The following is a 21392-nucleotide window of genomic DNA, read 5'->3' as shown; positions in this document are numbered from 1 at the left end:
GTCATGACAAGTTCAGGCGGCCGGCGCCGCGTGGGCTTCGGCGATTCTGGCGAACGCCGCAATATCGATCACTTCGCCGCGGGCGGAAGGGTCGATGCCGGCGGCCCGCAGGCAGCGTTCGGCCTCGGCGGCGCTGCCCGCCCAGCCTGCCAGCGCCGCCCGAAGCGTCTTGCGGCGTTGCGCGAACGCGGCATCGATCACGGCGAAGACCTGCTCCCGCGTTGCGGTCGTGACGGGGGGTTCGCGGCGGGTGAAGGCGACCAGACCGGAATGAATCTTGGGCGCCGGCCAGAAAACGTTCATGCCGATCACGCCGGCCTTGCGCATGCTGCTATACCAGGCGGCCTTGACCGAGGGCACGCCGTAGGTCTTGGACCCGGGCCCGGCGGCGAGGCGGTCGGCGACTTCGTCCTGGACCATGACCAGTCCGTGCTGCAGGCTCGGGAAGTGCTGCAGCAGGTGCAGGACCACAGGCACGGCAACGTTGTAGGGAAGATTCGCCACAAGCGCTGTCGGTTCCGCGGGCAGTTCGGTGACCCTCATGGCATCGGCCAGGACCAGGTGGAAATTCCCGGCGGCGTGCGGACGCCACTGGCCGACCGTGGCCGGCAGCCGGCCGGCGAGGACCGGATCGATTTCGACGGCGACGACGGTCCGGGCAGCATCCAGCAGGCCAAGGGTCAGCGATCCGAGCCCGGGACCGACTTCGAGGACGGTCTCATCGGGCCGGATGTCCGCGGCGGCGACGATCCGCCGGATGGTGTTGCCGTCGATGACGAAGTTCTGGCCCAGCGTCTTGGTGGGGCGGACCCCGATTTCCTCGGCCAGCCGGCGGATGTCGGAGGCGCCCATCAGGGGTGCAGGCGCCGCGGATGGCAGGCTTTCGGGGGCGGAGGGGCTCGGTTCAGTCACCTAGGTATCCTATCCCGGCGCCGGTACGCCGCAGGCCGGGCCCGGAGAGATCCGGGCCCGGCCTGTTCGTCTCCCGCGGCTGTGGTCAGCCGCCGCAGGGAGCGGGCGTTCAAGAGCCGGCGGTCGAGGGCCGGCGGTGGGTGCTAGCTGGAGGCGGCCCAGCCGCAGCCCCAGGGGCCGAGGCCGCGCTGCGCGTAGACGCGGTTGGCAACGTCGATCTGCTGGGCCTTGCTGGCCGCAGCGGCGTTCGGGGCGTAGGCGCCGCCGCCGGAGCCGAGCCAGGTCTGGACATCGAACTGCAGGCCGCCGTAGTAACCGTTGCCGGAGTTGATGGACCAGTTGCCGCCGGACTCGCACTGCGCGATCTTGTCCCACATGCCTTCGTTCATCATGGCAGGGGCCGCGGCGCCGGTGTTGGCGGCTGCTTCAGCGGCGGGCTGGGGCTTTTCCTTGGTGCCGATCGTGATCTTCTCGGTGACCGGCTGGACGCTCACGGTCTCTGAGACCAGGGTCCTGGAAGCTTCGCGGCCGTCCACGAGGACCAGCTTGAAGCTCTTCTTGGAAGTACCGGCCACGCCGGCCTGGGTGACGGTCGTCTCACCCTTGAACATGTCGGCACTCTCGGTGGTGAGGGTTTCGAATGCTACGGGCTCGGTGGTGACAGCCGTCTTGCTGGCGTCTACCCGCGAGACCTTGATGACCATGTCGTTGACCACCGGCGCGTTTGCGGGCTGGGAGACGCGGTCGCTGGCCCCGAGCTTCAGACCGGCGTCCTCGAGGACCTTGGCCACAGTGGCCTCGGTGGTGGTGGTCGCGGCGGCCTTGCCGTCAGCGACGATGCTGACCTTCTTCGGTGTCGAGATCGAAACGAAGGACCCGGAGACCGCCAGTTGGGCGTCCTTCGGCACGGACACCTGCGAGGCGCTGGCCACGCCGAGTTCGCTCACGAGCCCAGCGACGGTGGGCGCGGTGGTGTTGATGGTCCGTTCGGCGCCGTCCAGGCTGACCTTGACGGCCTTGGCGAGGTTGACGTTGATGACCGCGCCGTCCTGCACATGGGAGTCGACCGAGGGCGACACCCTGTCGGAGGGCTGGAGCTCAACCTTCGCACTCTTGACGACCTGGCCGACGGTGCCGCCGAAGGTCTGGACGGAGCTGACTCTGCCGTCCACGTTGAGTGTGATCGTCTTGTTGTTGCCGACGAAGGCCACGAGGCCCAGCACCAGTGCCACCAGCACTACGAGCTGCGTACCAACCTTGACGAAGCTGAACTTGCCGTCCGATGTGAAGAACTTGACCACGATTGCCCGTATCTCTTGGACCTTCCGGGCACGGGGATAAGTGCACGTGACCACCCTCCGTGAGCGCGCCAAGGCGGCTCCGGACTGGGTCCGGAGGGTCACGGAACATGCGTGCATTGCCTCACCCAAAACGAGAGCGCACATGTGGTTCGTTTGCCACAATGCACGCCCTGCTGGAGTGAAATTATCCGTAGGCCTTCCCCGACCCCGGCTAATAGTTGACTACTGTAACCGTAGCGTTATAAAGCAACCAAGAAATGATGCATACCCGGTATGGAAAAGGAGGGGCCCGCCGGGCCTGTTTCAGGCCCAGGATCCGTATGCCCGCACGGTATTTTCGGCGATCTGCGCGCACAGCCCGGAAAGTTCCGATCCGGTCACATCGGCCATGGCCCGCACCGTATACGGAACCATGTAGCTGGCATTCGGGCGGCCGCGGTGCGGGTGCGGGGTCAGGAACGGCGCGTCGGTCTCAACCAGGATCCGGGCCGGCTCTGCGATGGCCAGGGCCGCCCTCAGGTTTGACGCGTTCTTGAAGGTCACGGTTCCGGCGAAGGACATGTACCAGCCCTCCGCGTTGCAGGTCCGGGCCAGCGCCTCGTCCCCGGAAAAGCAGTGGAAGACCACGCTCTCCGGGGCCCCCTCTTCGCGCAGCACCTGGACGACGTCGTCGTGGGCGTCCCGGTCGTGGATCTGCAGCGTCAGTCCGAGCCGCTTGGCGATGTCGATGTGACGGCGGAACGAGTAGCGCTGGTGGGCCAGCCCCTCCCCCTCGGTCCGGAAGAAGTCGAGGCCGGTCTCGCCGATTGCCCGGATCCGCGGGTGGGCGGCCAGCGCTTCGATCTCGGCGAGGGCGCTCTCCAGCTCACCGCGCCGGGCATAGTCGGGAGCGTCGTTGGGGTGGAGGGCGACGGCGCCCAGCAGCCGTGAATCGAGGTCCACGGCCTTGACCGTAAAGCGGGACGATTCGAGGTCGCAGCCCACCTGCACGGCACCCTGGACGCCCACCGCGGCGGCGGCGTCGAGGGCGTCCTTGACGCTGACCGGGAGCTCCGCGTCGGGAAAGTCCAGGTGGGTGTGGTTGTCCATGACCGGGACGGGCAGCGGCTCCGGCGCGGGTGGATAGCCGCCGCGTCCGCCGCCGTCATGTCCGGGCGGCCGGAACGGAACAGGGGTGAGGGGGTTGAGCATTCTTCCACCCTAACCGGCCCCCAGAATTCCCCGGAACTCTCTGTCAGGCCCGGCAGTTGTGTTAGTAGTCTGTTAGTACCCTGAGTTTTACCCGTAAGGGTTTTACCCGGGGGTTGTACCCGTAAGGAAACAGGCGAACCCCACTGCGGGGCCCGGCGGCCGTTGCCGGTCCGTTCCGTGACCCACCAGTGCTGAAAGGCTGCCGATGGATTACCACCGAACTTCCTTGGACGAAGTCCTCCCCGAAGGACAAAGCTTCCCGGGCCGCTCCGCCACGGAGGCAGAGACTATGGATGCAAGTACAGCCGGGCGCCGGCCCTGGCCGCATGAGCCGGCAGCCATGGACGCGGAAGCCTTCCGCTCGGCCAGCACCCGGATCCTCGCGGCCATCAATACTGTCATCGACGGCAAGGCCGAAGCGGCACAGCTGGCGCTCACCGTGCTCCTCGCCCAGGGCCACCTGCTCCTGGAAGACGTTCCGGGAGTCGGCAAGACCCTGCTGGCCAAGACCCTGGCCCGGACCATCGACTGCACCGTCAGCCGGATCCAGTTCACCCCGGATCTGCTTCCGTCCGACGTCACCGGCGTCTCCATCTATAACCAGGCGACGCGGTCGTTCGAGTTCCGGCACGGCGCGGTGTTCGCCAACATCGTCATCGGAGACGAAATCAACCGCGCCTCGGCCAAGACACAGTCAGCCCTGCTGGAGTGCATGGAGGAGCACCAGGTCACGGTGGACGGCACGTCCTACCGGCTGGATGAGCCGTTCATGGTGGTGGCAACCCAGAACCCGATTGAGATGGAGGGCACCTACCCGCTGCCCGAGGCGCAGCGCGACCGTTTCATGGCCAGAATCTCCATGGGTTACCCGGACCGGGAATCCGAGATGGAAATGCTTGAGACCCATCAGGCATCCTCTCCCCTGGCCCGCGTGACGGCAGTGGTCACCGCGGCGGAAGTGGCCGCAATGATTCTCACGGTGCAGCAGGTGTATGTGTCCCGCTCCATCAAGGAATACACCGTCGCCCTGGGGCGAGCCACGCGGGAAAGCGGACTTCTCCGGCTCGGCGCCAGCCCCCGGTCGATGCTGCAGCTCCTGCGTGCGGCGAAGGCAACGGCCGCCCTTGATGGCCGGGACTTCGTGCTGCCGGACGACGTCGTCAGCGTCGCCGAAGCCGTGCTCGCCCACCGGATCATCCTCGACCGCAAGGCGGCGAGTGTGGGCGAGACGCCGCAAAGCGTCATCCGGGCCATCATCGCCAAGATCCCCGTCACCCCGGAGGTGGCGGCGTCGGCCGGCCGGCCGCGGCGCGGCCAAGCCCCGGCCATGGCGGCAGAGCCGTCCAAGCAACCGAACCCGCGCTAGGAGACGGTTCAGCCGTGGCGTGGAGGGATCAGTTCCCGGGACACATCTTCAGCACCCGCGGCTGGGGTCTCCTCGGCGCTGGCGCGCTGTCCCTGCTCGCCGCCCAGATCATGGGGCGCCGGGACTTGCTGGCCTTGGCCGTCCTGCTGCTCGTTCTGCCTCTGCTCTCCCTGGCCGGAACCCGCGTCCTGAAACCGAGATTCCGGGTCTACCGCGAGTTCAGCCCGTCGCCGGTCGAAACGTCCGCGCGCACCACGGTACGGCTGGCTGTCGCCCGGACCGGGGCAGGGACGGGCCACGCGATCATGGAAGAGCACCTGCCCGCCCGGTTGGGCGAGTCCCCCGTCTTCCGCTTCCCTGCCCGCAGCTCCGCCGGCGGCACCAGCCGCTACGAGTATCACGTTCGCTCGGCCAAGCGCGGCCAGTTCCTGATCGGGCCCGTCACGGCCGAGTTCAGCGATCCCTTCGGGCTGTCCTTCAACCGTCACGCGATTGACGACGGCGACCTCCTGACCGTGACGCCCGCGGCCGTGGAGCTCCCGGGGACTGGGCTGGCAGGCGCGCGCGGACACGACGGCGTCACGGCCACACGGGTCCGGGCGAATCCGAGCGACGACGACGTCATGACCCGCGAATACCGCCACGGGGATCCGATGCGCCGGGTCCACTGGGCGGCCACCGCCCGTCACGGATCCCTCATGGTGCGGCAGGAGGAATCCGTCACGACCCCCGAGGCGACCATCATCCTGGACCAGCGCCTCGCGGCATATCCCCACGGTGTGTCCGGTCACGGCGCATTTTCCTCCGGGGCCGGCCCCGGAGCGACCGCGGAGGGCGATGGCCATGAGCTGCTCACTTGCGATGCCTTCGAATGGGCCGTCACGGCGGCCATGTCAATCGCCGCGCACCTCGCGGAACGCAACTACTCCCTGCGGTTCCTGGACAGCGCAGGCGCTCCGGCCTTCCGGCATTCGCCCTCCGCCCCTGATCCGGAGGCGGAGGAGTACACCGGGGCGTCGGGGCTGCAGTGCATCGCGGAAAGCCTGGCCGCCATCCAGCTCACCGGCCCGCACTCCGCCTACCGCGGCCGCGCCCCGCAGCCGGGCCAGCGGCCCGGCCCCGCGGCGAACGGGGCTGCCTTTCCCGGGGCCGGAGCCTCCCGCTCCCGGGGAGTTGCAGGAACGGCGACGGCTCCGCAGGCGTTCGACGACGCCCTCATGGACAAGCTCTCCGCCCACCGGCTGCGGGGACCGATCCTGGCGGTCCTGGGCCGCCTGACGCCGGCAGAGGCCCGGGCGCTGTCTCCGGCGGCCGGGTTCGGCGCGAACGCCTTCGCCCTGCTCGTCTCCGACCAGGCGACCGCTTCGGGCGAAGTGCCCGAGGTACTGGAGGCGCTGCGGCTGGGCGGATGGCGGGCCGTGGCGGTGTCCGCCCGGAGCCCGCTGGCCGCCGCCTGGGCCGCCTTCGACGAGGCAGACCCGGCCATGTCCGCGGCCGCCGATGTCCGCCGCGGCGCGGGGGGCCGGCCGTGACCCTCGCACCCCACCGCGGCACGGACCCGTCCTCCGGCACCGAACGATCCTCGGTCCCGGCCGCCGGTGCGGTGCCCCGACGGCTGGGGACCGGCCCCCAGCCCTGGGTGATGGCGGCCGCCGTCGCGGTGGCTGTGGCTGGTGCCGCCCTCGGGCTCAACGGCGTGCTGCGGGGATGGGCCTGGTACTCCCCCGTGTTCACCACCGTCCTGGCCGTCACCGTCTCCATGGCGATGCTCCGGTCAGTGCGCGCCCCGGCGTGGCTCGTGGCTGCCGGCGGCCTCGCAGCGCTCATCCTGGACCTGACCTTCACCTTTTTCCGGCAGCACAGCATCGCCGGGATCATCCCGTCCCCGGAGACCCTGAACTACCTGGGAAAGTTCCTCCGGCGGGCCAGCGAGACCGTCCTGGCCGAGAGCACTCCGGTGGCCCCCAATGCCGGGATCGTCATGCTGATCTGTGCCGTGCTCGGGCTGCTGGTAATCCTCATAGATGCGCTGGCGTTCCGGCTGGCGCTGCCGGCCACCAGCGGACTCGCGATCCTGGCAATCCTCGTGGTGCCGGCCATGGTCAAGCCGCAGAGCGTGGGGGTTCTCGGGTTTGTCGGGGCCGCCGCCGGCTATCTGTTCATCCTTGCGTGCAGCCATTGGTTCGCCCCGGATGCCGGCACCCGGGCCGACACCGCCAGGAACCCCGGGCAGCTGCGCCGCGCCGCGGTCACGGCCGCCATGGCGCTGGCCGTCACGCTGCTCCTGCAGCCGGTGATTCCGGGCTTTGACCAGGGGACGTTCCCGCAGGGATCGCGGCTGAACCCGTTCGGCGGCGCCACCGGTTTGAACCCGATGATCAGCCTCGGCAGCAGCCTGCGCAGCCCCTCCGGCGCCGGCAGGATCACCTTCTCGACAAACGCGCCCACGACGCCGTATCTGCGCTCGGTGACAGTGGACAGCTTTGACGGCGATTCCTGGGCACCCGATGACCGGGACTCCACCCGCCAGCAGGGAACGGACCGGATCGATTCCGGACTTGATACGGTCGCGACGCAGTCCCGCGTGACGACTGCCGTCAACACCGGGCAGTACACGAGTCCCTACCTTCCCGCCCCCTACGCGCCGGAATCGATCAGCGGCCTCACCGGACGCTGGAGCTGGGATCCGGCCACGCTCAGCATCAAGGGTGTGGACACGAATTCCCGCGACCAGCAGTACGTGGTCACCTCCGTCACCCCCCGGCTCACCGCCGCGCTGCTGGCCCGGGCCACCGAACCGGTGCGCGGGATTCCGGAACAGTTTCTCCGTCAGCCCTCGAACGTTCCGGAGATTGTGCGCACCACAGCCGATTCCGTGACCGCCGGAGCCGTCACGCCGTATGCGCGGGCCATGGCCATCCAGAAGTATCTCCGGTCCCTCGAATTCACCTATTCGCTGCAGTCTCCCGTGCAGGGCGGCTACGACGGCAACGGGCTGTCCGTACTGGCGGACTTCCTGACCGTGAAGAGCGGCTACTGCATTCATTTCGCCTCTGCCATGGCTGTCATGGCCAGGCTTGAGGGCATTCCCAGCAGGATCGCCGTGGGCTACGCGCCGGGGCGTTCCACCGGGACCACCGTGGCTGTCTCCGGCCAGGGGCCGCTGCCGGAGTTCGAGGTCGATGCCCGGGACGCCCATGCCTGGCCGGAGCTTTACTTCCAAGGCATCGGCTGGGTTCCGTTTGAGCCGACGCCCTCCCGCGGCGTTGTGCCGGCCTACGCCATGGCGGCTTCCACTCCCAGCGGCGCCAGCACCAATGAACGCAACGACGCCCTGACTCCGGGGGGCCGTTCCAGCGCGGCGGCTGCACCCACGGCGGCCCCGGTTCCCCTTCCGGGTGCCGCGGCACCGGCGTCCGGGAACGCGATCCCGGCGCAGGCGTTCTACGGCGTTGGTGCGGCGCTGCTGCTGGCGCTGCTCGTGGCCTCCCCCCGGCTCGTGCGCGGCGGTGTGCGGCGCCGCAGGCTGAGGACGGCGGACCGCCGCGGTTCAGGGGCCGCGCCCGCGTCGGCACTGCCGGCCTGGGCGGAGCTGCGGGACCTGGCCACGGACTACGGCGTGGGGCCCCTGGCGAGTGAGACGCCGCGGCATTTCTTCCAGCGGCTGCGCGCCTCGGCGGCGCTGGGCGAACCCGGCGACGGGCCCGGGCAGCGGGCCGCGGCAGCCCTGACCGAGGACTTTGAACGTGAGAAGTACGGCCGCCCCTCCGGCGCGGGGGGCACCGGCGGTTCAGGCGGGAGGGGCGGGAACCCGGAATCCGCGAACCCGGCCGGCTCGGCCGCGGCGCGGATCGCGCTCGTGCAGGACTCGCTGCGGGCCCACGCGAAGCCCCTGGTGCGGCTGCGCGCGGAATGGCTGCCGCCGTCGGTCATGTCCGGCTGGCGGCGTGCCCTGCCCCGCAGGGTCCCTGCCGGGACAGCACAACGCACCCGGCGGTGGATCGCGGGGGTCTGGGGGCAGATCCGCAATACCGCACGCCGGGTGCGCCGGGGGTAGCGGGCCGCCGTCAGGCGCCCGCTACCGGGTGGTTTCCTCTAGGCCTGGCCGGCGTAGGGGTCGGCGATGCCGATGTACTGGGTGTAGAGGTACTCCTCGATGCCCTCGAGTCCGCCTTCGCGGCCCAGGCCGGACTGCTTGACCCCGCCGAACGGTGCCGCGGCGTTGGACACCACGCCGGCGTTCAGGCCCAGCATGCCGGTCTCGAGGCGCTCGCCCATCCGGATCCCGCGGTTGAGGTCCCTGGTGAAGACGTAGGCCACGAGGCCGTACTCGGTGTTGTTCGCGAGCCGTACTGCCTCGTCCTCGGTGTCGAACGTGATGATCGGCGCGACGGGGCCGAAGATTTCCTCGGACAGGATCCGGGTGCCCTCGGTGACGCCCTTGAGGATGGTCGGCTGGTAGAAGTAGCCCGGACCCTCGACGGCGGAGCCTCCGGTCACCGTGACCGCTCCGGCGGCGACGGCGTCGGTGACAAGTTCGTGGACCTTGTCCCGGCTCTTCGCATCGATCAGCGGGCCCACCTTGGAGTCGGCCTCGGTGCCACGGGCGGTGGTCATGTCAGCCATCTTCGCGGCGAACTTCTCCGCGAACTCGTCCGCGACGGACTCGTGGACGATGAACCGGTTCGCCGCGGTGCAGGCCTCGCCCATGTTCCGCAGCTTAGCCAGCATCGCACCGGCGACGGCGGCATCGACGTCGGCGTCCTCGAACACCACGAACGGGGCGTTGCCGCCGAGCTCCATCGAGGTCCGCAGCACGGTTTCGGAGGCGTCGGCGAGCAGCCGGCGGCCCACTTCGGTGGAGCCGGTGAAGGACAGCTTCCGCAGCCGGGAGTCCTTGATCAGCGGACCGGTGGTTGCGCCCGCGGTGGAGGTGGGGATGACGTTCAGGACGCCGGCCGGCAGCCCGGCCTCGAGCATCACGGCGGCAAAGAGCTGGGAGGTCAGCGGTGTCAGGTTCGCGGACTTGAGCACCATGGTGCAGCCGGCGGCGACGGCCGGGGCGATCTTGCGGGTGGCCATCGCCAGCGGGAAGTTCCACGGGGTGATCAGCAGGCAGGGGCCTACCGGCTTCTTGGTCACCAGCAGCCGGGATTTCCCGTCCGGGGACACCGAGTAGCGGCCGAACGCGCGGACGGCTTCCTCGGAGAACCAGCGCAGGAACTCCGCGCCGTAGGTGACCTCGCCGCGGGCCTCGGCCAGCGGCTTGCCCATTTCCAGGGTCATCAGCAGCGCGAAGTCCTCGGCCCGCTCGGTGACCAGTTCGAAGGCGCGGCGCAGGATTTCCCCGCGTTCGCGCGGCGGGACCTTAGCCCAGGACTCCTGCGCGGCGGCGGCCGCGTCGAGCGCCGCTTTGCCGTCCTCGGGGCCGGCGTCGGCGATGCTCAGGAGCACCTTGCCCGTTGCCGGATCCTCAACCTCGAAGGTCTTCCCGGACGCGGCCGGACGCCATTCGCCGTTGATCAGCAGGCCCGTCGGGACGGAGGCCAGCAAGGCCCTCTCCCGCTCCGCGGAAACAATGGGCTGGGCAGTTACAGTCACAACGACTCCCTCGTCAGCAATTCGTTTGGCCCTAGCCGGTTGGCGCTAGGTTCTTGGTTGAGGCGCTCGTTCCCACAGGCCCGGGCGTCTGGATTACTGCCACGGTACTGCGGCGCCTGCGGGCAAGTCTATGCATGCGCGCACTACCCGATCGAGAATGTGCTGTGCAGCTGCACAACCAATGCCGATCGCGGGTCCGCGTGGCGGCGAGGTCCCCGCGGCGCTTATCCCGCCGCCCGGATCACCGTGCTGCGAGCACCGCGGAATAGAGCTCGCGCTTGCTGACTTTCGCGTCCTCGGCCACCGCCGCGACGGCCTCCTTCAGCCGGATGCCCTGGGAGATCAGCCCATTGACGGCCGCCACGTGGTCCTCGGGGCGGCCCGGTTCGCGTTCCGGGGCGCCGCCCACCACGACGGCGATCTCGCCGCGGACCTCATTCGTTTCGGCCCAGCGCAGCAGGTCGCGCAGGGTGCCGCGGATGACTTCTTCGTAGGTCTTCGTGAGTTCACGGCACACAGCGGCCCGCCGGTCGGCGCCGAAGCGTTCGTGCAGCGCCCGCAGCATCGGCTCCAGCCGGTGCGGCGCCTCGAAGAACACCATGGTGCGCCGCTCCGTGTCGAGGTCCGCCAGCCGGGAGGATCGCTCGCCGGCCTTGCGGGGCAGGAATCCTTCGAAGCAGAAGCGGTCGGTCGGGAGTCCGGACAGGGCCAGGGCAGTCAGCACGGCGGAAGGCCCGGGTGCCGCGGTGACGGTCAGACCGGCCGCGACGGCGCCTTCCACGAGCCGGAACCCCGGGTCCGACACGGACGGCATGCCGGCATCGGTCACCATGACCAGGGTCTTCCCGGCCCGCACCTGGTCAAGCAGCTCGCCGGTCTTGGCCGCCTCATTGTGCTCGTGATAGCTGATGATTCGCCCGGCCACGGTGATGCCGAGGTTCTGCACGAGGCGGTGCAGCCGCCGGGTGTCCTCGGCGGCGACGATGTCCGCCGTCGTCAGCAGCTCCACGAGACGCGCAGAGGCATCGCCGGCGTTACCGATCGGCGTCGCGGCAAGGACGATTCTGCCGGGGCCGCCGGCGGCGGCGGCAGGCAGGCCGCCGGGTGCACTGTCGTATGCGTCGTCGGGGGGAAGCTGGGGGGAAGTGCTGGGTTCGTGGTCCACAGGACCAGCCTACTGCCGCCGGGCCGCGGCCCTGCGGGCACAGCCGCGAAAGGTAGCATGGGCAACGTGACCCAGACCCCCACGCGGACGCCCGAGGCAGACCCCGCAGCATCGCCGACATCAGGCCGGAGCGGCCCCAAAGGCCGAGCCGGCCGGCAGGGCCGGTCTGGCACCGGCCGCAATCTTGAGGGGCACCGCTGGATCAGCCGCCCCGCCGAGGCCTTTACCACCGACGCCCTCACGGAACGCCTGATCGGCAGCCTCCGGAGCTGGCGGGACTACCCGGCGTCGCTGCGGCTCTGGTACTGGCTCATTCCCACCCTGACGGCGGCCCTGGGCGGGGTCCTGCGCTTCGTCCGGCTGGACACGCCGCGCAACCTGGTCTTCGACGAAACCTACTACGTCAAGGACGCGTATTCGTTCCTGATCAGCGGCTACGAACGCAGCTGGCCAGACCGGGCGAACGATTCCTTCATCGCCGGCAATCCGGGCGTGCTGCTGAACGCGCCGGAGTACGTGGTGCACCCGCCGGTCGGCAAATGGATGATTGCCGCGGGCATGTGGCTGTTCGGCGCAGACAATCCGTTCGGCTGGCGGTTCGGCGCGGCCCTGACGGGAACACTGTCCATCTTCTTGCTGGCGCTGATCGCGCAGAAGCTCTTCCGCTCGCTGACCCTGGGCGCCGTTGCCGGCGTCCTGCTCGCCGTGGACGGCCACCACCTCGTCATGTCCCGGACCTCGCTACTGGATATCTTCCTCATGTTCTGGATCCTGGCCGCGTTCGGCGCCCTGCTAATGGACCGCGACGACGGCCGGCGGCGGCTGGCCGCCCGGCTGGGCCGGCAGGCCGCCTCATCTCCTACGGGCCGCCCCTCGGCGCTCCAGCTCACCGCCGGGCCCTGGCTCGGCGTCCGGTGGTGGCGCCTCGCCGCAGCCGTCTGCCTGGGCCTGGCCGTCGGCACGAAATGGTCCGCCCTGTTCTTCATGGCGGGATTCGGCCTGCTGACCGTATTTTGGGACCTCAGCGCCCGGCGGATAGCCGGCGTCCGTGCCTGGATCAGCGGCGGCATCCTCAAAGACGGCATCCCGGCCTTCCTGAGCATCGTGCCGGTGGCCGCGGTGGTCTACACCGCCACGTGGACGGGCTGGTTCCGGTCCACCGACGCCTACTTCCGGCACTGGGCCGAGGCGAATCCTTCGGCCGAATGGGGCTGGCTGCCGGACGCCCTGCGGTCACTGGCCCACTACCATATTGAAGCGTACAAGTTCCATCAGGGCCTGAGCTCGGACCACCCCTACGAGGCCAGTCCGTGGAGCTGGCTGGTCATGGGCCGGCCGACGTCCTTCTTCTACGAGTCCCCCGGCCGGGGCAGCCCGGGCTGCGACGTCAGCAACTGCACCAGTGCCATCCTCTCGGTGGGAAATCCGCTGATCTGGTGGAGTGCGGCCATAGGTCTGGGCGTCCTGTTGTTCTGGTGGGCCGGGCGCCGGGACTGGCGGGCCGGTGCCGTCCTGGCAGGGGTGGCCGCCGGTTACCTGCCCTGGTTCATGTATCCGGAGCGCACCACGTTTTTCTTCTACGCCGTGTCCTTTGAACCGTTCCTGGTGCTGGCGCTGGTCTATTGCCTGGGGCTGGTTCTGGGCCAGCGCAGCGACCCCCTGTGGCGTCGGCGGTCCGGGTTCTACCTGGTGGCGCTCTTTGTCGTGGCGGCCGTGCTGCTGTCCGCATTCTTCTATCCCGTCTGGACCGCCGAGGTGATCCCGTACCAGGAGTGGCGCGTGCGGATGTGGATGCCTTCCTGGATCTAGGGCAGGATTGCAGGGAAGTCCGCCGAACTCCGGGCGGACCAGGAAGGGAGACTCGCCTGTGAGAGAAGCAAGCACCGGACTGCTCGTGGAGCTGGATCCGGAGAGCAACGTGACCGACCTGCTGCTGGAGCAGCACGCCAAGGACCCCGTCCATGCCCTCTACTCCCGCAAAGGCCCCGGCGGCTGGACCGATGTCTCCGTCCAGCACTTCCTCGCTGAGGTCACCGCCCTGGCCAAAGGCCTGATTGCCGGCGGTCTCACCCCCGGCGAAACGGTGGCTGTCATGTCCGCCACCCGGTATGAGTGGACGGTGGTGGACTTTGCCATCTGGTTCGCCGGCGGCGTCACTGTGCCGATCTACGAGACCTCCTCCGCCAGCCAGGTCGAATGGATCCTCCACGATTCGGGGGCCCGGCGCGTGTTCGTCGAGGACCAGGCCAAGGCTGCCCTCGTCCAGGGCGTTCTGGACGCCTCCAGCGTCCTGGGCGACCGGGTCATCGCCGTGCTCCGGATGGAGAACGACGGCGCCGCACCCAACCTGGCGAGCCTTGCCGCCGCCGGCGCCGGGGTGACCGACGCCGAGCTCGAGCGCCACCGGAGTGCCGCCTCCCTGGCGGATGTTGCGTCCCTGGTTTACACCTCGGGCACCACCGGCAAGCCCAAGGGCTGCGAGATCACGCACGCCAACTTCGCCCTCGTCGCCAAGAACATCGTGCCCTTCCTGCCCGAGATCCTCATGCAGCCGCGCTCCCGGACGTTGATGTTCCTGCCATTGGCGCACGTTCTGGCCCGGGCGGTGCAGGTGATCTGCCTGACGTCCGGGGCGACGCTGGGCCACACCGCTAGCGCCAAGGAGCTCCTGGCGGACCTGGCGAGCTTCCGGCCCACGTTCCTGCTGGTGGTTCCCCGGATCTTCGAAAAGGTCTACGCCGGAGCGGCGCACAAGGCTGCCGCCGCGGGCAAAGAACGCGTCTTCGCGGCCGCCGCGGACACGGCGATCGAGTACTCCAAGGCCCTCGACGCGGCCTCCCGGGGCGCCGGCAATGGCCCCGGGCTGTTCCTGCGGGCCCGGCACGGGCTCTTCGACCGGTTGTTCTACCCCAGGCTCCGGGACGCCTTCGGTGGCCAGCTACGGTACACGGTCTCCGGCGCCAGCCCGCTGAGCTCCCACGATGCCCACTTCTTCCGTGGCGCGGGCATCCCCGTCCTGGAAGGCTACGGCCTCACCGAGTCCACGGCGCCGTGCACTGCCAACACGCCGGCACGGACCAAGGTGGGCACGGTCGGCATCCCCGTGCCGGGAACCACGATCCGGGTGGCCGACGACGGCGAGATCCTGGTGCGCGGCATCGGCGTCTTCAAGGGCTACCACGCCAATGAGACCGCCAACGCGGAGGCGTTCGTGGACGGATTCTTCCGCACCGGCGACCTCGGCTCCCTCGACGAAGACGGCTTCCTGACGATCACGGGGCGGAAGAAAGACCTGCTGGTCACGGCCGGCGGCAAGAACGTCGCCCCGGGCCCGCTGGAGGAGAAGATCCGCGAGCATCCGCTGGTCGGCCAGGCCGTGGTGATCGGTGACGGCCGGCCGTTTGTCTCCGCTCTGATCAACCTGGACGCGGACGCAGTGCGCGACTGGTGCACCGCCCGGAAGGTGCCCGTCATGGATCCGGCGGACGCCGCCGCGGACGAGACGGTCCGGGCTTCCATCCAGGGCGCCATCGATGCCGCGAACCGCATGGTCTCCAAAGCTGAATCCATCCGCAGCTTTGTCATTCTGGACGCCGACTTCACCGTGGAATCAGGGCACCTGACACCGTCGCTGAAACTGAAGCGCGCTGCCGTCGTGCGGGACTACCAGGAGCACATCAACGCCCTCTACGGCTGAGTGCACGGGCGCGCGGTCCAAACCGTAGCCGCGCCCGGGACCCCGCACGCACAGACGGCCGGCGCCCGGAACCGGCCGGAGACACAGAAGCGGCCGGCACAGAGCTGCCGGCCGCTTCCGTTGTTCAGCGTTTCAGTTGTTCAGCGTTCCTGTTGTTCAGCGTTTCAGTTGTTCAGCGTTTCTGTTGTTCAGCGTTTCTGTTGATCAAACGGTATTGCGGGTGCGTACAGTGCCCTCCGCGCCGCTCCGGGCGCTCCCGGCTGTGCCGGTATCTGCCGGCCCATCCGCGGCCACGGCATCGGCCTGGGCGCGGGCGTCGGCGTCTGAATCCCCGCCGGTGGCCGTGCTGGAGTCCCTGCCGGCGGCCTTGCCGGTGGCCTCGTCCCGAGGTGCGTCCGCTGCTTTCTTGCCCAGCCCGCGGCGCCGGCGCGTGGGCCAGGTCAGGATCAGCGTGACCAAGGAAGCCAGCAGGACCAGGGCCCCGATGACTATCCCGGCGTCCATCCAGAACTGGCCGGGGAACAGCCGGATCAGGGTGTCCTGGAGCGAGAACGTCCAGGTCCCGTTGGCGAAGAAGATGCGGTGGAAGTCGGTGAAGAACTGCTCCCAGCCGAGCACGGCGAGGGTGCCGAGGCCGATGATGATCGCGAGGGTGAGGATCGAGCCGGCGAACAGGCCGCGGCGGACTCCCCCGCGGTGACGGCGCTTCAGGTAGATCACGGCAACAAGGCTGAACAGGATCAGCAGGGTGCCGGCGCCGAACGTGGACAAGATGACGGCCTTGACGTCGGCCATATGGCTGACTTCGCCGTCTTTGAACAGGTGGTCTCCGCTCTGGTCAACGAGGTCGCCGAGGTAGCGGGGACCCGACCAGTTGCTGAGGTAGTCCACCGCGTAGGAGCCATAGGTCATCCGGTCATCGGTGCTGAAGCCGTAGCCGTCGCCGGGGAAACCCGGACGGTTGTATTCCACCCAGAGGAACAGGGGGCTGGTTACGGCGCGGACCGCCAGCACCAGCAGGATGACCGGGTAGAACACGGCGAGCAGCACCTGCATCACCCGCGGGAGGACGGGTTTGGCCTTCGCAGCCTGTTCCCGCTCGGCATTCCGGCGTTCGACCTCCTCCTGCGGAGGACGGATCTGCAGTGCCGAGGTCTGCGGCGGTTCCGCAGCGGCTGCGTCGTGCCCGGCGTCGTGCCGTGTGCCGGCTCGTGCCTGCCCGGCGTCCGCCTGCACAGCGCCCGCTTGCAGGACGGCAGCTTCGGCGGCTTTGCGGTCGGCGCGGCTCTCCGGCTGTCCGGCCACGGGCGTGGCCGCGGAGCCGTTCGTGGCGGTGGCGCGGCCCTCCGGCTGGCCGGCCACTGGCGCTGCCGGGGAGCCGTTCGTGGCGGCGGGCGCGGCTGCCGGCCCGGCGGCGGGCTTGGCTGCGGAGTCCTCGGCAGGCACGGCCGGGGCGGCCGGCTTCATCCAGTCGAAGGCCGGCTCGTCGGTGTCTTCCGTCGGATCCAGGTGGGGATCCGGCCGGTCGGACGGGGTGGAACTCTTGTCAGTCACGTGGAGCTTCGCTTCCGTAGGCTTGCGCGCTGCCCGGCGTCCGCCCGACTGCGCAATTTATCTGGCTCCGAGCCTACCGTCAGAGGATTGGGCTCGGCGAGGTGCCACCCCGTCAGTTGGCGTATTTGGCCCAGGGGATGTTCCAGTCACCGTAGCCGTCATCAAAGTTGGCGTACTCCCCCTCGGTGTTGATCACCTGAACCACGTCTCCCGTGGTCATGTGGTCGAAGACCCATTTCGCGCCGTCCGGGCCCAGGCCGATGCAGCCGTGCGAGAGGTTGGTCACCCCGATGTAGGGCAGGGCCGAGTCCGTGGCCTGGTGGATGAACTCTCCGCTGGGCGTCAGGCGCGTGGCGTAGTTCACGTCAAGCTGGCCGTAGTAGGCCGGGTCTCCGGGCTTGAGCCCGATGGTGGAGGCATCCATGTGCTCCACGCGGTGCTGTTCCATGAGGACCAGGTAGCCCCGGGCCGAGGGGAACCGCTTGTCGCCCATGGTCGCCGGCCACTTCCCGGCCGGGCGGTCGTTGATGCTGACCGAGAACGTGTGGGCCTTGGCGTCCGCGACCGCAACCCTCTTGTCGCCGATGTGGATGGTCACCTTCTTGTTGAAGTTGCCGACCTGCCCGTTGCCCAGTCCGACGCCGAACAGCTTCATGTCCATCGTGATGGTGCTGTTGGCAGCCCAGAAGGCCTGCGGCCGGTACCTGACCGTGTTCTTGTTGAACCAGTGGAAAGCGCCCACCTGGCCGGAGGTGGAGGTGATCTTGATGGCCTTCTCGACGGCGTCGCGGTTCAGGACAGGCTCACTGAACGTAATCTGCAGCGGCTGGGCCACACCCACCTTCATCCCGTCCAGCGGGTAAATCGCGGCGTCGGCCTCGTTGGCGGTGGAGACAGTCGTGAACGCACGGGTGCTTTGGGTCGTGCGCCCGGCGCCGTCCAGCACGGTGTACGTGTAGCTGTACCGGGTATTGAATTTCAGGTCCCCGGCCGAGGTCCAGGCCGATCCGTCCGCGCTCTGGGTGCCGTCCACGGTGTCGCCGTCATCGCTTGTCAGGGCCACCCGGTCAATCCGGCCGTTCTTCACCTTAAGGGACACCGGCGCAGCGGGGTTGACCTGTTCGGCGCCGTCGGCGGGCGTGACGGCGAGTTCCGTCGGAGCCACCACCGGGGCCGCGAGGCCAGGGGTGGTCCGTGCCGGCGATCCAGCCTCGGAGGAGATCGTGGACTGGGCCAGGCCCGGGGCCGCAGCGGCGAACGCGCCGCCGCCGGCGGCCAGGGCACAGACCACCCCCACCAAGGCGATCTTGCGGCCGGTACTCCAGGTTTTCAGGGCCATCACAGGACCCCGGCGATTCCACACGTCATGCTGCCAGCATAAGCGAGTTACCTTGGAACCCCGTCCGGATTCGACCACGATCCGGTTACAAAAGCGCGCCCAAAACGGTTACGGCAAGGGACCCCGGGCTCGCGTCCGGGGTCCCTTGGGGGATTTCTAGTAGCGGTAGTGCTCCGGCTTGTACGGCCCGGCGACGGCGACGTCCAGGTACTCGGCCTGTTCCTTGGACAGCTCGGTCAGTTCGACATCCAGTGCGCCAAGGTGCAGGCGGGCGACCTTCTCGTCCAGAATCTTCGGCAGCACATAGACCTGCTTTTCGTATTCGCGCTCCCCCTCGGGCTGGCCGGCCTTCGTGAACAGTTCGATCTGGGCGATCGTCTGGTTGGCGAAGGAGTTGCTCATGACGAACGAGGGGTGTCCGGTGGCGTTGCCGAGGTTCAGCAGGCGGCCCTCGGAGAGGACGATGATGGACCGCTCGGCGTCCGTGCCGTGATCGAAGACCCACTCGTGCACCTGGGGCTTGATTTCGACTTTCTTGATGCCGGGGATCCTGGCCAGGCCGGCCATGTCGATCTCGTTGTCGAAGTGGCCGATGTTGCCCACGATCGCCTTGTCGCGCATGCCGGCCATGTGCTCGGCCATGATGACGTCCTTGTTGCCCGTGGTGGTGATGAAGATGTGGCCCTCGCTGAGGACGGATTCGAGCTTCGCCACCTGGTAGCCGTCCATGGCGGCCTGGAGCGCGCAGATCGGATCGATTTCGGTGACGATCACGCGTGAGCCCTGCCCGCGGAAGGCCTCGGCAGCGCCCTTGCCGACGTCGCCATAACCGCAGACGACGGCGACCTTGCCGCCCATGAGGACGTCCGTGGCACGGTTGATGCCATCCGGCAGGGAGTGGCGGATGCCGTACTTGTTGTCGAACTTGCTCTTGGTGACGGAATCGTTGACGTTGATTGCCGGGAAGAGCAGCTTGCCCTGCTCCGCGAGCTGGTAGAGGCGGTGCACGCCGGTGGTGGTCTCTTCGGTGACGCCGAGCAGGCAGGAGCCGATGCGGGTCCACTTCTGCGGATCGGCGGCAAGGGAGGCACGGAGCACGTCCAGGAATACCCGGCCTTCCTCGGACTCGTCATCCGCGGCGTCGGGCACAGCACCGGCGGCCTCGAATTCGACGCCCTTGTGCACCAGCATGGTGGCGTCGCCGCCGTCGTCGAGGATCATGTTCGGACCCAGCTCGGGGTTGGCGTCGGCCCCCGGCCACGTGAGAATCTGCTGGGCGGTCCACCAGTATTCCTCCAGCGTCTCGCCCTTCCAGGCGAAAACGGGGACACCCTGCGGGTCCGTCGCCGTGCCGCTGCCGACAACCACGGCGGCCGCGGCCTCATCCTGGGTGGAGAAGATGTTGCACGAAGCCCAGCGGACTTCGGCACCGAGGGCGGTGAGCGTCTCGATCAGGACGGCGGTCTGGACCGTCATGTGCAGCGAACCGGCGATCCGGGCGCCCTTCAGCGGCTGGCTGGCGCCGAACTCCTCGCGCAGGGACATCAGTCCGGGCATCTCGTGCTCGGCGAGGCGGATCTGGTGGCGGCCCGCTTCGGCCAGGGAAATGTCCGCAATCTTGTAATCGAAAGTCATGTGAATCCTTTGTTCTGGCCGGTGGCGTTGCGCGCCTGGAGCTTGTAATACCGGGTTATCTGGGGTCTCAAGTCATTCGGTGCCGGCGGCGTCCCCGATGGGTGCCCGGCAGGCATTTCCGGCCCGTGCCGCGAAGGCGCCGCTGCCCGCGGGCGGCCTGGCGAGGGCCGTCGGGGTGGGTCTATTCCGCCGCGTGGCGCGGAGCTGCGGCGTGCTGGCCGGCGTCGTGCTGATCGGAGCCCGCCGCGGTGGCGGCCGGCAGGAGCTCCGGCGGCAGCAGCAGGGGGATGCCGTCCTCGATCCGGTACCGCAGCTTGGCCCCGGATGCATCTGCCGTGACGGTGACGAGTTCGTCACCCTCCTGCACCAGGGCGGACCCGGTGACGGGGCATCGCAGGACAGACAACAGTTCGGGACTGAGCTTGGGCATAGTGAACGCTCCCTGATGGGCGCCGCGGAAGGCGCCGGTGGCTTACGGCATTTTGCAGTTTCCACCCTACCGCCAGTTGGCGTCTTAGGAAGGTTCGCGGAGCACGCGCAAGTGCCCTCGCCGGGCGCCCTCGGCCGGGGCGGGTGCTTCCAGTGCCGGGTGCAGGGTGCGCTGCCCCTTCACCGGTTCCGCCGCGGCCGGCCGGGAGGCGGCCTCGCGGACGGCATTGGCGAGGGCCAGGAGGTCGTCCGGGCCGGGGCCGGCGGGCGTGGCCGGCATCGCCAGCCGCATGACTTCCCAGCCGCGCGGCACAGTCAGCGAGTCGGCGTGTTGTGCGCAGAGGTCGTAGCAGTGCGGTTCCGCGTAAGTGGCGAGGGGGCCCAGGACGGCGGTGGAGTCCGCGTATACGTACGTCAAAGTGGCCACCGCAGAATTGCGGCAGGCAGACCTCGAACAAAGACGAATTGCACCCACGACATCACAGACTACTCCCCCTGCGGCCGCGGACCGCGCATTGAAACGCCTGCGGTTGCGCCTCGGCGGGACGGCCGCGGATCGCCGGAAGGCCATATCGCGTAAATCATTGCGCGGGTTTAGAGTCAAGATATGCAGTCATCGCACCACGATTCGGGTTTCACGGTCCGGTTGGCTGACCCCGGCACCGGAGCTTCCGGCGTCGATTCCGCCCCCGCCGCCGCGCCCCCTGCCGGGATGCCCCTTGCCGGGCCGACCGGCGCTGTCCAGCGAAAGAGCTTCCGGCAGCGCCGCAGGAACCGGCACGGCCGCGGGCTTCGCGGCGAGCTCATGCTTCCCACCCTTCCCGGCTACCGGACCCGCTCGGACCGCTTTGACGACTACGTCCTGGACTCGGCACAGCGGTTGCACGACATCTGGGGCAAGCCCCTCGACGGTGTCCGCTTTGCCGTCGACGAGATCCCTCCGGGCCTGGAGCAGCTCGTGGCGGACCGGACCCCGGCGCCGATGGGCGTTTTCACGGCCGCGACCGCCGAGGAGGGACCGGTCATCACGCTCTACCGCCGCGTCGTGGAACAGGCCTGCGCAACCCGGGACGAGCTACAGGACCTGGTGCACGACGTCGTCGTGGAATACACGGCTGAAATGCTCGGCGTGCCGCCCGAGTCCCTCGACCCGGTCTACCGCCGCCGGTACTAGCTGTACTCAGCTGGCAGGTTGCGGGCCG

General features: G+C 68.9%; 16 protein-coding genes. 6 read left to right on the top strand and 10 right to left on the bottom strand.

Features of this window, described 5'->3' with window-relative positions; genetic code table 11:
* Positions 1–12 precede the first annotated feature (12 nt).
* The 3 genes from rsmA to C8D78_RS11000 form a co-directional block, all read right to left on the bottom strand.
* The gene (rsmA, locus tag C8D78_RS11010) at positions 13–912 is read right to left on the bottom strand and encodes a 16S rRNA (adenine(1518)-N(6)/adenine(1519)-N(6))-dimethyltransferase RsmA (protein ID WP_425266689.1); all 900 of its coding nucleotides are present in this window, start codon (positions 910–912) and stop codon (positions 13–15) included.
* A 143-nt stretch (positions 913–1055) separates the two neighbouring features.
* Positions 1056–2213 carry a resuscitation-promoting factor gene (locus C8D78_RS11005; protein WP_120953624.1) on the bottom strand — a complete coding sequence of 386 codons (1158 nt, stop codon included), beginning with the start codon at positions 2211–2213 and terminating at the stop codon, positions 1056–1058.
* A 303-nt stretch (positions 2214–2516) separates the two neighbouring features.
* The gene (locus tag C8D78_RS11000) at positions 2517–3404 is read right to left on the bottom strand and encodes a TatD family hydrolase (protein WP_120953622.1); all 888 of its coding nucleotides are present in this window, start codon (positions 3402–3404) and stop codon (positions 2517–2519) included.
* Between the two features lie 289 nt (positions 3405–3693).
* Between C8D78_RS11000 and C8D78_RS10995 the strand changes: the two genes are divergently transcribed.
* The 3 genes from C8D78_RS10995 to C8D78_RS10985 are packed head-to-tail and all read left to right on the top strand — an operon-like array spanning position 3694 to position 8827.
* Positions 3694–4770 carry an AAA family ATPase gene (locus C8D78_RS10995; protein ID WP_244208358.1) on the top strand — a complete coding sequence of 359 codons (1077 nt, stop codon included), beginning with the start codon at positions 3694–3696 and terminating at the stop codon, positions 4768–4770.
* 14 nt (positions 4771–4784) lie between these two features.
* A complete protein-coding gene (locus tag C8D78_RS10990) occupies positions 4785–6302 on the top strand; it encodes a DUF58 domain-containing protein (protein WP_120953618.1) in 1518 nt (505 codons plus the stop codon).
* Positions 6299–8827, top strand: coding sequence for a transglutaminase TgpA family protein (locus C8D78_RS10985; protein WP_120953616.1), 2529 nt, complete (start codon positions 6299–6301; stop codon positions 8825–8827). The genes C8D78_RS10990 and C8D78_RS10985 overlap by 4 nt, the downstream gene beginning before the upstream one ends.
* 38 nt (positions 8828–8865) lie before the next feature.
* Here the strand turns inward: C8D78_RS10985 and C8D78_RS10980 are convergent, their stop codons facing one another.
* Together C8D78_RS10980 and rsmI are read right to left on the bottom strand one after the other, a co-directional pair.
* Positions 8866–10371, bottom strand: coding sequence for an NAD-dependent succinate-semialdehyde dehydrogenase (locus C8D78_RS10980; RefSeq protein WP_120953615.1), 1506 nt, complete (start codon positions 10369–10371; stop codon positions 8866–8868).
* Positions 10372–10612: 241 nt separating this feature from the next.
* Positions 10613–11536, bottom strand: a complete 924-nt coding sequence (gene rsmI / locus C8D78_RS10975; RefSeq protein WP_425266688.1) for a 16S rRNA (cytidine(1402)-2'-O)-methyltransferase — start codon at positions 11534–11536, stop codon at positions 10613–10615.
* Positions 11537–11593: 57 nt separating this feature from the next.
* Here rsmI and C8D78_RS10970 point away from each other — a divergent pair, with 57 nt between their 5' ends.
* A complete protein-coding gene (locus C8D78_RS10970; protein WP_120953613.1) occupies positions 11594–13345 on the top strand; it encodes a dolichyl-phosphate-mannose--protein mannosyltransferase in 1752 nt (583 codons plus the stop codon).
* Positions 13346–13403: 58 nt separating this feature from the next.
* Complete coding sequence (locus C8D78_RS10965) at positions 13404–15233, top strand: AMP-dependent synthetase/ligase (protein WP_120953611.1); 1830 nt, start codon at positions 13404–13406, stop codon at positions 15231–15233.
* 204 nt (positions 15234–15437) lie between these two features.
* Here the strand turns inward: C8D78_RS10965 and C8D78_RS10960 are convergent, their stop codons facing one another.
* From C8D78_RS10960 to C8D78_RS10940, 5 genes are all read right to left on the bottom strand, one after another.
* On the bottom strand, positions 15438–16787 hold the full coding sequence (locus tag C8D78_RS10960) for a TIGR01906 family membrane protein (RefSeq protein ID WP_120953609.1): 1350 nt from the start codon (positions 16785–16787) through the stop codon (positions 15438–15440).
* Between the two features lie 112 nt (positions 16788–16899).
* Positions 16900–18126: a L,D-transpeptidase gene (locus tag C8D78_RS10955; RefSeq protein ID WP_120953607.1), complete on the bottom strand. Its 1227-nt coding sequence runs from the start codon at positions 18124–18126 to the stop codon at positions 16900–16902.
* Between the two features lie 156 nt (positions 18127–18282).
* Positions 18283–19761 carry an adenosylhomocysteinase gene (ahcY, locus tag C8D78_RS10950; protein WP_120953605.1) on the bottom strand — a complete coding sequence of 493 codons (1479 nt, stop codon included), beginning with the start codon at positions 19759–19761 and terminating at the stop codon, positions 18283–18285.
* Between the two features lie 181 nt (positions 19762–19942).
* On the bottom strand, positions 19943–20191 hold the full coding sequence (locus tag C8D78_RS10945; RefSeq protein ID WP_120953603.1) for a Trm112 family protein: 249 nt from the start codon (positions 20189–20191) through the stop codon (positions 19943–19945).
* Between the two features lie 84 nt (positions 20192–20275).
* Entirely contained in the window at positions 20276–20665 is a 390-nt protein-coding gene (locus C8D78_RS10940) for a DUF3499 domain-containing protein (RefSeq protein ID WP_120954087.1), read from the bottom strand.
* A 132-nt stretch (positions 20666–20797) separates the two neighbouring features.
* Here C8D78_RS10940 and C8D78_RS10935 point away from each other — a divergent pair, with 132 nt between their 5' ends.
* A complete protein-coding gene (locus tag C8D78_RS10935) occupies positions 20798–21364 on the top strand; it encodes a metallopeptidase family protein (RefSeq protein ID WP_120953601.1) in 567 nt (188 codons plus the stop codon).
* Positions 21365–21392 lie beyond the last annotated feature (28 nt).

The organism is Arthrobacter oryzae (genome assembly GCF_003634095.1).
GTDB classification, from domain to species: Bacteria; Actinomycetota; Actinomycetes; order Actinomycetales; family Micrococcaceae; genus Arthrobacter; species Arthrobacter oryzae.
This window is presented reverse-complemented; position numbering and strand designations above follow the sequence as displayed.

What these genes read in the sequence shown, in the direction of transcription:
- C8D78_RS11000 (WP_120953622.1), bottom strand. Translation starts at nt 3,404, where the DNA reads ATGCTCAACCCCCTCACCCCTGTTCCGTTCCGGCCGCCCGGACATGAC.
- C8D78_RS10995 (WP_244208358.1), top strand. Translation starts at nt 3,694, where the DNA reads ATGGATGCAAGTACAGCCGGGCGCCGGCCCTGGCCGCATGAGCCGGCA.
- C8D78_RS10970 (WP_120953613.1), top strand. Translation starts at nt 11,594, where the DNA reads ATGGGCAACGTGACCCAGACCCCCACGCGGACGCCCGAGGCAGACCCC.
- C8D78_RS10955 (WP_120953607.1), bottom strand. Translation starts at nt 18,126, where the DNA reads ATGGCCCTGAAAACCTGGAGTACCGGCCGCAAGATCGCCTTGGTGGGG.
- ahcY (WP_120953605.1), bottom strand. Translation starts at nt 19,761, where the DNA reads ATGACTTTCGATTACAAGATTGCGGACATTTCCCTGGCCGAAGCGGGC.
- C8D78_RS10945 (WP_120953603.1), bottom strand. Translation starts at nt 20,191, where the DNA reads ATGCCCAAGCTCAGTCCCGAACTGTTGTCTGTCCTGCGATGCCCCGTC.
- C8D78_RS10935 (WP_120953601.1), top strand. Translation starts at nt 20,798, where the DNA reads ATGCAGTCATCGCACCACGATTCGGGTTTCACGGTCCGGTTGGCTGAC.